The following is a 15,845-nucleotide window of genomic DNA, read 5'->3' as shown; positions in this document are numbered from 1 at the left end:
CTCTCGCGTCGGGCGCGTTGCCGACCCCAGTACGGTGGGTCACATGAAGTATCTGGACGTCGACGGCATCGGGAAGGTCAGCCGCATCGGGCTGGGCACTTGGCAGTTCGGCTCGCTTGAGTGGGGCTACGGTGATCGCTACGCCTCCGGCGCGGCTCGTGACATTGTTCGGCGCGCCCTCGATCTGGGGGTCACGCTGTTCGACACCGCCGAGATCTACGGCTTGGGTAAGAGCGAGCGAATTCTCGGCGAGGCACTCGGGGACCGGCGCGCCGAGGTCGTGGTGGCCAGCAAGATCATGCCGATCGCGCCGTTTCCCGCCGTGGTCAAGCAACGCGAGCGGGCAAGTGCGCGGCGCCTGCGGCTGGACCGCATCCCGCTCTACCAGATCCACCAGCCCAACCCGGTCTTCCCCGATTCGGTGATCATGCCGGGGATGCGCGACTTGCTCGACAGCGGTGCCATCGGCGCAGCCGGGGTTTCGAACTATTCGTTGTCCCGTTGGCAGAAGGCCGACGCTGCGCTCGGGCGCCCGGTTATCAGCAACCAGGTGCATTTTTCGCTCGCGCATCCTGCGGCACTCGACGACCTCGTTCCGTTCGCGCAGCGCGAGAACCGCATCGTGATCGCGTATAGCCCGTTGGCGCAGGGACTATTGGGCGGCAATTATGGCGTCGACAACCGGCCCGGTGGTGTGCGTGCGATCAACCCGCTCTTCGGCACCGAGAACCTGCGCCGGATCGAGCCACTGCTGCAGACGCTGCGCGATGTCGCCAGTGCGGTCGACGCCAAGCCGGCACAGGTGGCGCTGGCGTGGCTGATCAGCTTGCCCGGCGTCGTCGCGATTCCGGGAGCGTCCAGTGTCGAGCAGCTCGAGTTCAACGTAGCCGCCGCTGATATCGAGCTGAGCGCGGATGCACGTGACGCTCTCACCGACGCGGCTCGCGCGTTCCGTCCGGTGCCGACGAGGCGTTTTCTCACCGACATGGTCCGGGAAAGACTTGGGCGTCGCTGATCTGTCAAGCCGACGACGTCGGCGGGAGCGCTTTGTCTTTTGAAAAGAGGCGAATTCTTGGCTGGCTGTGCAGTGCACGCCGAAATATGCGGCGACAGCCACTCATTCGGCCATGGTGTTAATTTGCGCGACAGGACTCGTCTCGATCTGGCAACGGTTGCCATACTGTTGAGCCTGATTACGCAGTTTGAGAACGAGGCGTTCAGTGAATCAGAGGAATGTGTCCGACTACCAGTTCGCTGGGCCGAACGGGCGCTCGCCCGTCTGGCAGCCTGACACAACAGCCGTCGACCCGGCCGCACCGTCCTTTCACGCCGCGCCCGACCGGTTCACGGTGTGGCAGTTGGCGCGCCGTGCTCATCCTGTGGCTTGGACGCGCTCGGCCACCAACGGCGAATTCTGGTCGGTCACGACACACGGCTTCGCGCGCGAAGTGCTGCAAAATCCTCGACAATTCGTATCGGGTTCTGGAATGCGGCTGGGCGCCAATACCCGTGCGGTTGCGTTGGCGTCGGGAAAGATGCTGGTGGTAACCGATGGTGCCAATCACCGCAGGCTGCGTGCCGCACACACGGCCTGGCTGTCGAGCTCGGCGATCGATGGGATGCGCTCCGATATCGAAGACGACATCGGATCGCTGCTCGCCGATCTGATCGCCGACGGTGGATCTTTCGACGCCGTCAAGGATCTCGGCGCCGTCATCGCCCGCCAAGTGCTTGCCAGGGTGCTAGGGATTCCACACGCGAACTGGGGCGAACTGGCCAGGTTGACCGATTCTGCCTATGCCACCAATGTCGCGCAGGACGCCGCCGAAGCACACGGCGAGTTGCTGATGTACCTCAATGACCTGCTGCAGCAGCGCCGCAGGACACCACAGAACGACTTTGTGACCGCGCTGTCGCAGACCACCGTCGACGGTCGTCCGCTGACCGACGACGAGATTTTGCTGAATCTCGACGGCATGCTCACCGGTGGACTTGAAACAACTCCGCTGGCGGTGTCCGGTGCCCTGGTGGCCTTCGGCCAGGACCCGCCGTGCTGGCAGCGGCTGCGCGCGCACCCGGAGCTGTTGAACTCCGCTGTTGAAGAAATCCTGCGGTGGACTTCACCGCCCGGACACGTGCTGCGCACCGCGACGGCCGACATGTCACTCGGCGAGGCCAGGATTCGGTCGGGCGACCGGGTCGTCGTGTGGATACCGTCGGCCAACCGTGACGAGGCGGTCTTCCCTGACGGGGAGCGTTTCGTGTTGGACCGCAAGCCAAATCCACATCTGTCGTTCGGCGGCGGGCCGCACTACTGCGTCGGCGCGGTGCTGGCCCGCCTCGAGTTGCGTTGTCTGTTAACGGTTTTGACGCGCCTTGTTTCTTCCATCGCGGTGACGGGCCGACAGTCACTTCGCCAGTCGAACTTCCTGCATGGCCACGAGGTCGCCGAAGTGACCATCGCCCCGGCTGGCCGGGCGTAAGCGGAAGGGTTTTAGTCGTCGCACCGTGCGGCAGCGCCGGGTGGGTCTTCGGCAAGCAGTGAGTGTTTGAGTTGGTCGCCGTACCTGGCGAGCGATTCGGCGGTCAGCATTTCTTGATGCGTACAGTCGACCGGGTGTACGGCAATGTGACCGGCGACGTAACGGCGCCAGCTTTGCCGAAGAGACACATTGCGCTCGCTGTCGTTGCGCGCAGCGGAGAACACCACCATGTCGCCGTCGAACACCCCGGGTTCATGCGCCCGATACAGGGCCATGTTGCTATTAGTGTTTTGCACAATCTGGTTCAGAAGCTGTCTGTATCGAGGAAACTCCGCTTCCCCGCGTTCGCGGACTAATTGTTCTACCCGCTCATAGGTGAGCAGCTCTTCGTCGTCCGGAATGTCCATGCGATAGAACCGCAAGACCTCTTTCAGAATGTCTTTCTCGCCGACGGCGTGATCCGGTAGTGGAACGTTGCTGTCGGTCGGTTGGGCGTCGAGGACGACGAGACGTCCAACTGCGCATCCGCGCCGTCGAAGCTCGACCGCGATCTCGTGGGCGACGACGCCGCCGAAAGACCAGCCGAGAAGGTTGTAGGGCCCGGTGGGATGGATTCGTTGGATTCGGTCGGCATAGTTCTTCGCCATCTCCCGAATTGACGCGGGCTCACCTTCGCCGCCCTGCGGGGTGCGCTGAATTCCAATGATCGGGCAGTCCAGGTAATGACCAAGCACCTGATATGGCCAACTCACGCCGCTCCCAGGATGAATACAGAAGAGTGGAACGCCGGTGCCGGTTTTCAGGGTCTGAACCGGCAGCACTTCCGGTAGCGAAGTAGCGCCGGTGTGCAGTCGCTGACTCAGACTCCTCACCGTGGGCGCCTCGAAGAGCGTAGCTACCGACAGATCCGCCCCGAGGCTGGTGTTGATCGCCGCGATGAGGCGCATCGCGGAGATGCTGTCGCCGCCGAGGTCGAAGAAGGAGTCGTCGACGCCGACCCGCTCGTGGCCGAGGACCTGGGCGTAGATGCGGCCAGGATCTCCTCCATGGCGGTGGTCGGAGCGCGGTAGTGGCCGGCGAGGTATTCGGGGGCGGGCAGGGCGCGTTTGTCGAGTTTGCCGTTGACCGTCACCGGCAGCGCATCGAGCACCACCACCGCGGCCGGGACCATGTAGGCCGGCAGCCGCTCGGCGAGCTTCTCACGCACCTGGGCGGGGTCGGCGCTGCCGGTCAGGTAGCCGACCAGGCGTTTGTGGCCGGGGTGGTCTTCGCGGGCGATCACCGCCGCCTGCTCCACCCCTCCAATTGGCTGAGCGCTGCCTGGATTTCGCCGAGTTCGATGCGATAGCCGCGAATCTTGACCTGCTCGTCGGCCCGGCCTCGATACTCCAGCTGCCCGTCGGCACGCCAGCACACCAGATCCCCAGTGCGATACATGCGTGCCCCCGATCCGCCGAACGGGCAGGCCACAAACCGCGATGCGGTCAACCCCGCCCGCCGCCAATACCCGCACCCCACCCCGGCGCCCGCGACATACAACTCGCCCACCACCCCGGGCGACACCGGGCGCAACCACCCGTCCAGCACGAACAGCGCCGCCCCCGACACCGGTGAACCGATCGGCGGCGCACCGGATCCCGGGGTCAGCGGCGCACTCTTGGACGCCCACATCGTGGTCTCGGTCGGGCCGTACACATTGACCATCACCCGCCCGGGCGCCCACCGGTCCACCACCTCGGCCGGGCACGCCTCGGCGCCGATCACCAACGCCGCATCCACCCCCTGTGGCGTCAAAGCCGTTACCGCAGAAGGGGTTTGGGTCAACACGCTGACCTGTTCACCCACCAGCAGGGCGTGAAAGTCCTCCGGGGAGCGCGTCACCGAGTCCGGCACCACCACCAGCCGCCCGCCATGCAGCAACGCACCCCAGATCTCCCACACCGAAAAATCGAACGCATAGGAGTGACACTGCGTCCACACCTGCCCCACCCGCAGCTCCACACCGGCCGCCAGCGAGTCGAACAGCTGGGTGACATTGCGCTGGGTGACCGCCACCCCCTTAGGAACCCCGGTAGTACCCGAGGTGTAGATGATGTGGGCGATCTCGTCGGGCGGCGGTGTCGGAAGCGCCGTGCTGGGCTGGGCACCAATCGCCGGGTCATCTGCCTCGACGACGACCACACCGTGCCCGTCGAACCGATCGGCCAATTCGGCGGTGGTGATCGCGGCGACCGGGGCGGCGTCGGCGAGCATGAAATCGGTCCGCGCCCGCGGATGCGCCGGGTCGATGGGCAGATACGCCGCCCCGGTCTTCAGCACCGCCAAGATTGCGATCACGGCCTGGGCTGAACGCTCCATCAGCAGCGCCACACACTGACCCGGACCCGCGCCGCGGTCGGCCAACAAGTGCGCCAACCGGTTGGCGGCCTCGTCCAGCTCTCGGTACGTCATTGAGCGGCCGTCGCAGGTCAGCGCCACCGCATCCGGGCTGCGCTCGACTTGGGCGGCGAACAACGCGGGAATCGACTCGCCGGTGACCGACGCCTCGGTCAACACCACCCGGTTGCCCCACCCATCCAGCCGGGCATGCTCGGGCTCATCGAGCAGATCCACCGCCGAGAGCCGCCGGGTGGGCTCGGCGGTCATCGCTGTCAGCACCCGCTGCAACCGCGCGATGAGCGTCTGGATGCTGTCGGCGTCGAACACATCGGTGTCGTATTCGACGCGAAGCCCCAACTCGTTGCCGGGCATGGCTTGGATCGTCAGCGGGTAATGGGTGGATTCGCGAACGGCGAATTCGGTAATGGCCAGCTGGTGGTCGCCCAGCGGCGCCGCGGGGTCGATCGGGTAGTTCTCGTACACGAACAGCGTGTCGAACAGTCGCTCGTGGCCCGTGAGTCGGTGAATGTCGTTGAGCGCCAGATGCTGGTGCTCGACTGTGTGGTTGTGCGTGGTTTGCAGCTGGGCCAGCAGCTCCGCGGTGGTGGTTGCCGGGGTGAGGCGCGCCCGCACCGGCACGGTGTTGATGAACAGGCCCACCATTGCGTCCGCCCCGGCCATCTCGGCCGGTCGGCCCGAGACCGTCGTGCCGAAGGCGATGTCGTGCTGGCCGGTCAGCCACATCAGCAGCTGCGCGAAGGCGCCCTGCAGCACGACGTTGACGGTCGTGTGCGACGAGCGGGCCAGCTCGGTGACCGCGCGGGCGGTGGCGGCGGGCAGGCGGACCGATTCAACGCCCCGCGACCCGAGCCGCAACCGGCCGGGCGGGGCCACCAGGGTCGGGGTGTCGAAGCCGGCGAGCACGTCGCGCCACGCCGCCGCGGCGGCATCGCGGTCTCGCTCGGCCAACCAGGTGACAAAGCTGCGGTACGACACCGGCGCGGGCAGTTGCTGCCGGTGATAGCTGACGAAGATGTCGCGCAGCAGGGTCGGCAGCGACCAGCCGTCGATCACGATGTGGTGGTTGGTCAGCACGAAGCGGTGCCGGTCGTCGCCGGTACGGATCAGAGCGGCCCGGAATGCCGGCGGGTGGGCGAGGTCGCAGACCGCGGCGCGTTCGCCGGCGCAAAGTTGCCCGATCAGGTCGTCGACGTCGCCGGTGTCGAGCTCGACGTATCGCCAAGGCGCTACCGGGTCGGCCGGGATGATCTGCACCGGCTCGTCGAATTGGTCGCAGAAGCGGGCCGCGAGGTGGGGGTGCCGGTTGACCACGGTCTGCACCGCTTCGCGCAGGCGGTCGGGATCGAGGGGGCCCGTCACGGTGATGTCCAGTTGCACCGCATACAGGTCACCGAGATCGCCGGGACCCTGCGCGGTGCGGGTGTGGAAGAGCAGCCCCTGCTGCAAGGGGGTCAGCGGCAGCACGTCGGCGACCCGGTACTGCTGACACAGCTCGTCGATCTGCTGCTGGGTGAGCCGGGCAGGGGCGACGTCCGACGGGGTCAACCCGCCGCCGCCGCGGCGGACATGCGCGCAGATGCCGCGCAGAGCCTCGAACCACAACCTGCTCAGCCGGCTGACCTGTGCGCGGTCCATCGCCGAGGGCGCCCACATCCAATCGGCGTGCAACTGCGGGCCGGTGCCGGTGTCGACGGTGACCGCATTGACGTCCACGGTGTGCGCCAACGGCATCGGAAAACGAGCGTTGCTGCTCTCGGTGAACAGAGCGTCCGTGCCCGTCCGCCACAACTCGGCCGAGACCTCCGCGGCCGGAGCCCCCATCCGCCCGAAGTAGTTGAAGCCGATCACCGGTTCGAATCCATTGAGCTCGACGTCGGGGTTCAAATAACGCAACAGTCCGTAAGTCAGGCCGTCGGGCAGGGCCCGAAGCTGCTCTTTGGCATCTTTGATCACCGCCCCCAAGATCGGCTCGCCGGCGGCGACCTGCGCCCAGCCCAGCGCCGCAAACGTCAACGCGACCGGGTACTTGATGGTGAACCACCCCACCGTGCGGGATAGGTCGATATCGGGGGCCAGTTCCTCGTGGCGGCCGTGGCCTTCCACGTCGATGACGATCGGAACGTCGTCGACGTCCAAGAACTGCGCCCAGGCCAAACCGAACGCGATCAGCAGGATGTCGTGCACCGCAGCGTGAAACGCGGAGGGCACCTCACCCAGCAACATCCGCGTGGTCTCGGCGTCCAGGCCGACCGACAAGTGGCCAGCGCTGGCGTATGTGTCCACCTCGGGGCGCACCGCCGACAGCGGGGCCGGGGTCGCCGTCACCTGCTTCCACGCGCCTGCCTGTTCCACGACCTCCGCATGGTGCGCGCGCTCGGCCAGCAGGGCCGCCCACCGGGCAAACGACGTCCCGCCCGTCGGCAGGGATATTGCTTGGCCACTGTGACGCTGGGCCCAGGCGATGTTGAGATCCTCCACCAGGATCCGCCACGACACGGCGTCGACGGCCAGATGGTGAATGACGAGCGCCAGCTCGCCGGTGTCGGCGGCCCACACCGCGCGCACCATTGTCCCGGCGGCCGGGTCCAACTGCGAGCGCGCCTGTGCCAGCGCCTCATCGGACAACACGGGCAGCGTGTCGAGGCAGGCGCGGGCGTCCACTGCGCCGGCTTCCGGCACCGTCAGCGACCATTCCCCGCCGCCGTGGCCTTCGGCACGCAGTCGCAGCATCGCGTGCCGGTCCAGCAGCGCCTGCAACAGCACCACCACGTCGGCTTCGGTTACTCCGGCCGGGGCCTGCAGCACCATCGTTTGGTTGAACTGCTCCACCGGGCCGTTCACGCCGACAAGCCACCGCATGATCGGGGTGGCTACCACCTCGCCGACGCCGTCGTCGACCAGTTCGGTCTGGCCGGTGGCCACAGCGGCCACGCGGGCCAGCCGCGCCACCGTCTGCTCGACGAACACGTCCCGCGGCCGACACAGCAGGCCGGCCGCCCGCGCGTGGGCCACCACCTGCATCGCCAAAATGCTGTCCCCGCCCAGGTCGAAGAATGAGTCGTCGACCCCGACACGGTCGAGCCCGAGCACCTGGGCGTAGATCCCGGCCAGGATCTCTTCCACCGCGCCGGTCGGGGCGCGATACTCGCCGGCGGTGTATTCGGGTGCTGGCAGGGCTCGTTTGTCGAGTTTGCCGTTCACGGTCAGCGGCAGCGCCTCCAACGCCACCACGGCCGACGGAACCATGTAGTCCGGCAGCCTCAGCGCCAGCTTCTCGCGCAGCCCGGTGGGGTCTGCGGCGCCGGTGATGTAGCCGACGAGGCGTTTGTCGCCGGGACGGTCCTCACGGGCGATCACCACCGCCTGCTCCACCCCGTCCAATTCGCTTAGTGCCGACTGGATTTCGCCGAGTTCGATGCGATACCCGCGGATCTTGACCTGCTCGTCGGCGCGCCCCAGATATTCCAGCTGACCGTCGCCGCGCCAGCGCACCAAATCGCCGGTGCGATACATCCGCAACCCCGCCGGCCCGAACGGGCAGGCCACGAACCGCGACGCCGTCAACGAGGCCCGTCGCACGTATCCGTGTGCCAGCCCCGCGCCCGCCACGTACAACTCGCCGACCACGCCTGGTGGCACCGGGCGCAGCGAGCCGTCCAGCACGAACAGCGCCGCACCGGCCACCGGCGAGCCGATCGGCGGTGCCCCCGAGCCGGGGGTCAGCGGCGCGCTGATCGCGACACACATCGTTGTTTCGGTCGGGCCGTAGGCGTTGACCATCAGCCTCCCGGCTGCCCATCGATCGACGACGTCGGCCGGGCAAGCCTCCCCGGCCAGCACCACCGCCACCGATTCCAACCCGTCCGGCGAGAGCATCCGCACCGCTGAGGGGGTCGTGGTGAGCACCTCGACCTGTTCGGCGACAAGGAGGTTGTGCAGGTCGTCCGGTGACTGCGCTGTCGCCGTCGGCACCACCACCAGTCGGCCGCCGCGCAGCAGGGCGCCGAAGATCTCCCACACCGACACGTCGAAGGCCAAAGAGTGAGAGTGGCTCCATACACCCGGGCGCGGCAGGCCCGCATCCAATGAATCCAGCAGCTGGGTGATGCTGCGGTGCGTGACCGCCACGCCCTTGGGAACTCCGGTGGTGCCCGAGGTGTAGATGAGGTAAGCGACGTCGTCTGGGGCGTGGGCAGGCAGGGGGGTGTCCGGGTAGTCCTGAATTCGGGGGTCGTCGACGTCGATGACCACGACGGCGTGCCCGTCCAACCGGCCGGCCAGGCCCGCGGTGGTGATTGCCGCCACGGCGGCGGCGTCGGTGAGCATGAACTCGATCCGGGTCGCCGGGATTGCCGGGTCGATCGGCAGGTATGCCGCCCCGGTTTTGAGCACCGCCAGCATCGCCACCACCGCGTCGGCGGAACGAGGCAACAGCAGCGCTACACATGCACCCGGTGCCACGCCATGATGAATCAGATTGTGCGCCAACCGGTTTGCTGCGGCGTCGAGCTCGCGATAGCTCGTCGAGCGGCCGTCGCACCTGATCGCCACCGCGTCCGGGATGCGGGCAACCTGAGCGGCGAACCTTGCTGGCACCGACACCGCCGCGCTGACCGGCTGGCTCAACACCGCGCGGTGACCGAGTAGATCCAGGCGGGCTTGCTCGTCGGCATCGAGCACGTCCACCGCCGAGAGTCGCCTGGTGGGGTCGGCGGTCATCGCCGCCAGCACCCGCCGCAATCGCTCGACCAGGATCTCGATGGTTTCGGCGTCGAACACGTCGGTGCGGAACTCCACTGCCCCGAAAATGCCGGCGGGCTCGCCCGCCTCGCCCCAGCGTTCGCCCAACGACAAGGTCAGGTCCATTTGCGCGGTCCGGGTGTCAACCGGTAGCGGGGTGACCGCCACGTCTCCCAGGGCCTGCCCGGCGGACTGCTGATCGCCGCGTCCGGCGAAGTTCTGCCAGGCCAACATCACTTGCACCAGCGGATGATGCGCCAGCGATCGAGTCGGGTTCAGCCGCTCGACCAACACCTCGAAGGGCACGTCTTGATGCTCGAAAGCCTCCAGGCTGCGTGCCCGCACCCGGTCCAACAGTTCGGCCATGCTGGGATCTCCGCCGATGTCGACCCGTAGCACCAAGGTGTTGACGAAAAAGCCCACCAGCTCATCCAGTGCAGGGTCTTTTCGCCCGGCGATCGGGAACCCGACCGCCACATCAGGGCTGGCGCTCAGCTTGGACAGCAGCGCCGCGAGGGCGGTCTCGATCACCATGAAGCTGGTCGCGTTGTGCTCGCGGGCCACCCTCGTAATCTGCTGCTGCATCTCGGCCGGCCATTCCACCGCGACGCTGGCGCCGCGGTGATCGGCAACCCGCGGGTAGGGCCGGTCGGTGGGCAGTTGCAGCCGCTCGGGCATCCCGGCCAGGGCCTGCTCCCAGTAAGCGAGTTGCGCGGCGATGGGGCTGTCGGTGTCGGCCAGCTCACCCAGCTGCGTGCGCTGCCACAGGGTGTAGTCGGCGTATTGCACCGGCAACTCCGGCCAGTCGGGTACCTGTCCGGCACACCGACTGGCGTAGGCCGCTCCCAGGTCACGCACCAGTGGGGTGATCGACCAGCCGTCGGCGGCAATGTGGTGCACGACCACCACCAGCACGTGGTCGTCGTCAGCGATGCGGAAAAGCCTTGCCCGCAAAGGAATCTCGGTGGCCAGGTCGAACGTGTAACGCGCCGCGGTGTTGACGGCATCGCTGAGCCGGCGCGGCGACCATTGGGTGGCATCGAGAATCTGCCAGCCGAAATCGGCATGCTCGGCGGGCACCACCAGCTGCTGGGGTATGCCCTCGGCCGCAGGGAATTTCGTGCGCAGGCTCTCGTGGCGGCCGACCACATCGGCCAGCGCTTGGGCCAACGCCTCGGCGTCAAGCGGCCCGCGCAGCTGCAACGCCGCCGCCATGTTGTACACCGGTGAGGGCCCTTGCAATTGGTCGAGGACCCACAACCGCTGCTGGGCGAACGACAGTGGGACCACCGCCGGCCGCTCCACCGGTGCCAACGGCTGGAGCCGCCCGCGTTCCCCCGATCCGGGAAGCCAATCCCGCCACTGTGGGCGTCTCGAACACGGCGCGCACCGTCAGGCCCGCATCCAGACCGGTGTTGACGGCGGCGATCAGCCGCATCGCCGAGATGCTGTCGCCGCCGCGGTCGAAGAAGGAGTCGTCGGCCCCGACCCGCTCGTGTCCGAGCACTTGGGCGTAGATGCCGGCCAGGATCTCCTCGACGGCGTTGGCCGGGGCGCGATAGGCGCCGACGGTGTATTCGGGTGCGGGCAGGGCCCGTTTGTCGAGTTTGCCGTTGACCGTGAGTGGCATCGCCGCCAAGGCCACCACCGCGGCCGGGATCATGTACGCCGGTAGCAGCCCGGCCAGCTGATCGCGCACGGTGGCCGGGTCGGCGTTGCCGGTGATGTAGCCGACCAGGCGTTTGTCGCCAGGGCGATCCTCGCGGACGATCACCACCGCCTGCTCCACTCCATCCAATCCGCTTAGTGCTGCTTGGATTTCGCCGAGTTCGATGCGGTAGCCGCGAATCTTGACCTGCTCGTCGGCGCGGCCCCGATACTGCAGCTGCCCGTCGGGGCCCCACGACACCAGGTCTCCGGTGCGATACATCCGCAACCCCGGCCCACCGAACGGGCAGGCCACAAACCGCGACGCGGTCAACGCTGCCCGCCGCCAATACCCACAACTCACCCCGGCGCCGGCGACATGCAGCTCGCCCACCACGCCGGGGGCACCGGACGCAGCCAGCCGTCCAGCACGAACAACGCCGCGCCGGGAACCGGCGAGCCGATCGGCACCGCCCCTGTCCCGGGTGCCAGCGGCGCACTGACCGACGCGTACACCGTGGTTTCGGTTGGGCCGTAGGCGTTGATCATCACGCGACCGGGCGCCCACCGATCCGCCACCTCGGCCGTGCAGGCCTCGCCAGCCACCACCAACGCTGCCGACTCCAAGCCATCGGATGGCAAAACCATTGCGGCAGAAGGCGTTTGGTTCAGCACGGTAACGTGTTCGGCGGCCAGCAGCCGGTGGAAGTCTTCCGCTGAGGCCCCCACCGCTTCGGGCACCACCACCAGGCGCCCGCCGTGCAGCAGCGCCCCGAAGATCTCCCACACCGACACGTCGAAGGCGAACGAATGCCACTGGGACCACACACCCGGGCGCGGCAAGCCCGGGTCCAACGACGTCAACAGTTGGGTGACGTTGTGGTGGGTGACCGCCACACCCTTGGGCACCCCGGTGGTGCCCGAGGTGTAGATCAGGTAAGCGACGTCGTCGGGGGACGGCGCCGGTAGCGCGGTGCTGGGCTGGGCCGCGATTCGGGGGTCATCGACGTCGACCACGAGCAGGTGGTGTCGGTCGAGGCGGCTGGCCAGCTGAGCGGTGGTGAGGGCAGCGACGGGGTTGGCGTCGTCGACCATGAAGTCGATGCGCGCCGGTGGATGCCCGGGGTCGATGGGTAGGTAGGCGGCCCCGGTTTTGAGCACCGCCAGGATCGCCGTGACCGCGTGTGCCGACCGCGACAGCAGCAGGGCCACAAACTCGCCGGGGCCGGCGCCATGCGCGGCCAGCAAGTGCGCCAACCGGTTTGCGGCCTGATCAAGCTGGCGGTAGGTCATTGAGCGCTGCCCGTCGCTGAGCGCCACCGCATGCGGGGTGCGCTCCACTTGCGCGGCGAACAACTCCGGAATCGACGCCGGCGTAAACGCGGAGCCGGTCAGCACCATGCGGTTCCCGACTTCGTCTAGCCGGGCGTGCTCGGTGGCATCGAGTACGTCGATCGACGCCAGCGGCCGGGTGGGCTCGGCGGTCATCGCCGTTAGTAGCCGCGCGAACCGCTCGAGGAGTGTTTCGATGTGGTCGGCACCGAACACGTCGGCGTCATATTCGATGCGAAGGCCTAGTTGGGCGCCGGGCAGGGCCACCACCGTCAGCGGGTAGTGGGTGGATTCCTCGATGCTCACCCGCGTGACCACCGGCTGGTGGTCACCGCCCAGCGCGACAGCATCGACGGGATAGTTTTCGTAGGCGAACAGCGTGTCGAACAGCTGGTCGTGCCCGGTGAGCCGGTGGATTTCAGGCAGCCCCAGATGCTGGTGCTCCAGGGTCTGGTTGTGGGCGGTTTGCAGCTGGTCGAGCAACTCGGCGGTAGTGGTCGTCGCGGCGAGGCGCGCCCGCGCCGGCACCGTGTTGATGAGCAGGCCCACCATCGATTCGGCGCCGACCACGTCAGCGGGCCGACCCGAGACCGCGATACCGAAGGCGACATCCTGCTGGCCGGTCAACCACATCAGCAGCTGCGCGAAGGCGCCCTGCAGCACGGTGTTGACGGTGGTGTGATGCGACCGGGCCAGCTCGCTGACCGCGCGGGTCGTCTGCGCGGGCAGCCGCGCCGATCTAACGCCGCGGCTGCCTTGCCCCAACCGGTTGGGCGGGGCCACCAGAGTCGGGGTGTCGAAACCGGCCAGCACCTGGCGCCATGCGGCGCGGGCGGCCTCGAGGTCACGCTCTGCCAACCAGGCAACGAACCGGCGATACGATCCAGCCGCGGGCAATCGCTGGCCCTGATAGCTGGCGAAAATCTCCCCCAACAGAATCGGCAGTGACCAGCCGTCGAGCACGATGTGGTGATTGGTCAACACCAGCCGGTGCTGATCTGCTGCGATGCGGATCAACGCCACCCGCAACCCCGGCTCACGGGCAAGGTCGCTGACCGCGACGTGTTCGGCGGCGCACACCCGCTGGATCTGCGCCTCGACGTCGCGCTCAGCATCAGGGCCGGCACTGAGGTCGACGTAGCTCCAGGGCGCCACCGGGGCGGCGGGGATGATTTGCACCGGTTCCTCGAAGTGGTCGCAGAACCAGGCCACCAGGTTGGGATGCCGGTCGACCACGGTTTGCACCGCTTGGTGCAGCCGGTCGGGATCAAGCTCACCGCTCAACGTGAGCTGCATCTGCACCGCATACACGTCGTCGCCGCCCTGCACGGTGCCGGCGTGGAAGAGCAGTCCCCGCTGCAAGGGCGTCAGCGGCAGCACGTCGGCGATCGCGTAGTGCCGCTGAAGCTCGTCGATTTGCGGCTGGGTGAGCCGGGCCGGGGCAATGTCGGAGGGGGTCAGCCCGCCGCCGCCGGCTCGCACGTGCGCGCAGATTCCGGCCAGAGCCTGCAACCACAACCGGCTCAACCGGTCGACCGCGGCGCGATCGAAGGACGACGGTGCCCACATCCAGTCGGCGTACAGCTGCGCGCCGCTGTCGGTGTCGACGATGCCGGCGTTCAGCTCGACGGTGTGGACTAGCGGCATGGGGATCGCCGCGGCCGCATCCAGCGACACGCCGTCGCGGGACAACCGCCACGACTCATCGGATGCCTCGGCCGCCACGCCCAGGCGCCCCAGGTAGTTGAACCCGATCGGCGGATCCGACCCGGCCAACTCCACGTCGGGGTTCAAATAGCGCAGCGCGCCATAGCTCAGCGGGTGCGGCAAGGCTCGAAGCTGTTCTTTGGCGTCTTTGATCAGCGCCCCCAGCGCCGCCTCGCCTGCGGCTACCTGCGCCCACGACAGCCCACCGACTGCCAGCGACACCGGGTGTTTGGTCGTGAACCACCCGACCGTGCGCGACAAATCGATGTCGGGGGCGAGTTCCTCGTGGCGGCCGTGGCCCTCGACGTCGATACCGACCGGCACGGCCCCGTTGCCCACGAACTCCGCCACCGCCAAGGCCAAGGCGATCAGCAAGAGCTCGTGCACCCCGGCATGAAACGCCGTGGACGCCTCGGCCAACAGCAGCCCGGTGGTGTCGGAATCCAGCCACGCCGACAGGTGCCCGGCGGTGGCGAACGTGTCGAGCTCGGGCCGCACCGCGGGCAGCACAGCCGGTGCGGTCGCCAGCTGCTTCCACGAGTCGGCCTGGTTGACGACGTCGGGGCGATGCGCATACTCGGTCAGCAGCGACGCCCACCTCGCATACGACGTTCCGGTCGCGGGCAGGGTGGTCGGCTGCCCACTGCGGTGTTGGAACCAGGCGGTGTTGAGGTCCTCCAGCAGGATCCGCCATGACACCGCGTCGACGACCAGGTGGTGAATGACCAGCACCAGCTGGCCGGCGTCGGCCGCCCACAATGCGCTGAGCATCATTCCGGCGGCCGGGTTCAACCGCGACCGCGCCGCGATCAGCGCGTCATCGGATAACACGTCCACGGTGTGCAGGCAGGCCCGCGCATCCAGCGACCCCGGCTCGGGGACCGTCAACGACCAGTCTCCGGCGTGGGGGTCGTCGGCGTGTGCCCGCAGCATGGCGTGGCGGTCCAGCAGGGCCTGCAGCAGCGCAGCCACGTCGGCCTCGGTCGCCCCGGCGGGGGCCTGCACGAGCATGGTTTGGTTGAACTGGTCGACCGGACCGTCCACGCCGGCCAGCCAGCGCATGATCGGGGTCGGGGCCACCTCGCCCACTCCCTCGTCGACAAGGTCGGTGTGTCCGGTGGCCGGCGCGGTGACGCGGGCAAGCCGGGCCACGGTCTGCTCGACGAACACGTCCCGCGGCCGGCACGTGAGGCCTGCGGCGCGTGCCCGCGCCACCACCTGCATCGACGAAATGCTGTCGCCGCCCAAGTCGAAGAACGACTCGTCGACCCCGACTCGCTCCAGCCCGAGCACGTCGGCGTAGATCCCGGCGAGGGTCTCCTCGATAGCGTTGCCCGGGGCGCGATACTCGGCCCCGCCGTACTCGGGTGCGGGCAGGGCCCGTTTGTCGAGTTTGCCGTTGGGCGTCAACGGCAGCTCTGACAACCCCACCACCGCCGCGGGAATCATGTAGGCCGGCAGTCGCTCGGCCAACCGCTCGCGTGTCCGGCTCGGGTCGGCGCTGCCCGTGACATAGCCCACCAGGCGGTTGTCGCC

2 protein-coding genes and 1 pseudogene (1 of these 3 cut by a window edge) are annotated in these 15,845 nt (G+C 67.9%); 2 read left to right on the top strand and 1 reads right to left on the bottom strand.

Features of this window, described 5'->3' with window-relative positions; translation table 11 throughout:
* Window positions 1–43: 43 nt before the first annotated feature.
* Together MYXE_RS09760 and MYXE_RS09755 are read left to right on the top strand one after the other, a co-directional pair.
* Window positions 44–1,015, top strand: a complete 972-nt coding sequence (locus MYXE_RS09760; RefSeq protein WP_085196062.1) for an aldo/keto reductase — start codon at window positions 44–46, stop codon at window positions 1,013–1,015.
* A 205-nt stretch (window positions 1,016–1,220) separates the two neighbouring features.
* Complete coding sequence (locus MYXE_RS09755; protein ID WP_139821167.1) at window positions 1,221–2,483, top strand: cytochrome P450; 1,263 nt, start codon at window positions 1,221–1,223, stop codon at window positions 2,481–2,483.
* An 11-nt stretch (window positions 2,484–2,494) separates the two neighbouring features.
* On the opposite strand, the pseudogene MYXE_RS24415 reads toward MYXE_RS09755, so the two are convergent.
* Window positions 2,495–15,845, bottom strand: a pseudogene (locus MYXE_RS24415) (non-ribosomal peptide synthase/polyketide synthase); it runs 22,895 nt beyond the window's last position.

The organism is Mycobacterium xenopi, assembly GCF_009936235.1.
Lineage (GTDB): Bacteria > Actinomycetota > Actinomycetes > Mycobacteriales > Mycobacteriaceae > Mycobacterium > Mycobacterium xenopi.
This window is presented reverse-complemented; position numbering and strand designations above follow the sequence as displayed.

What these genes read in the sequence shown, in the direction of transcription:
- MYXE_RS09760 (WP_085196062.1), top strand. Translation starts at nt 44, where the DNA reads ATGAAGTATCTGGACGTCGACGGCATCGGGAAGGTCAGCCGCATCGGG.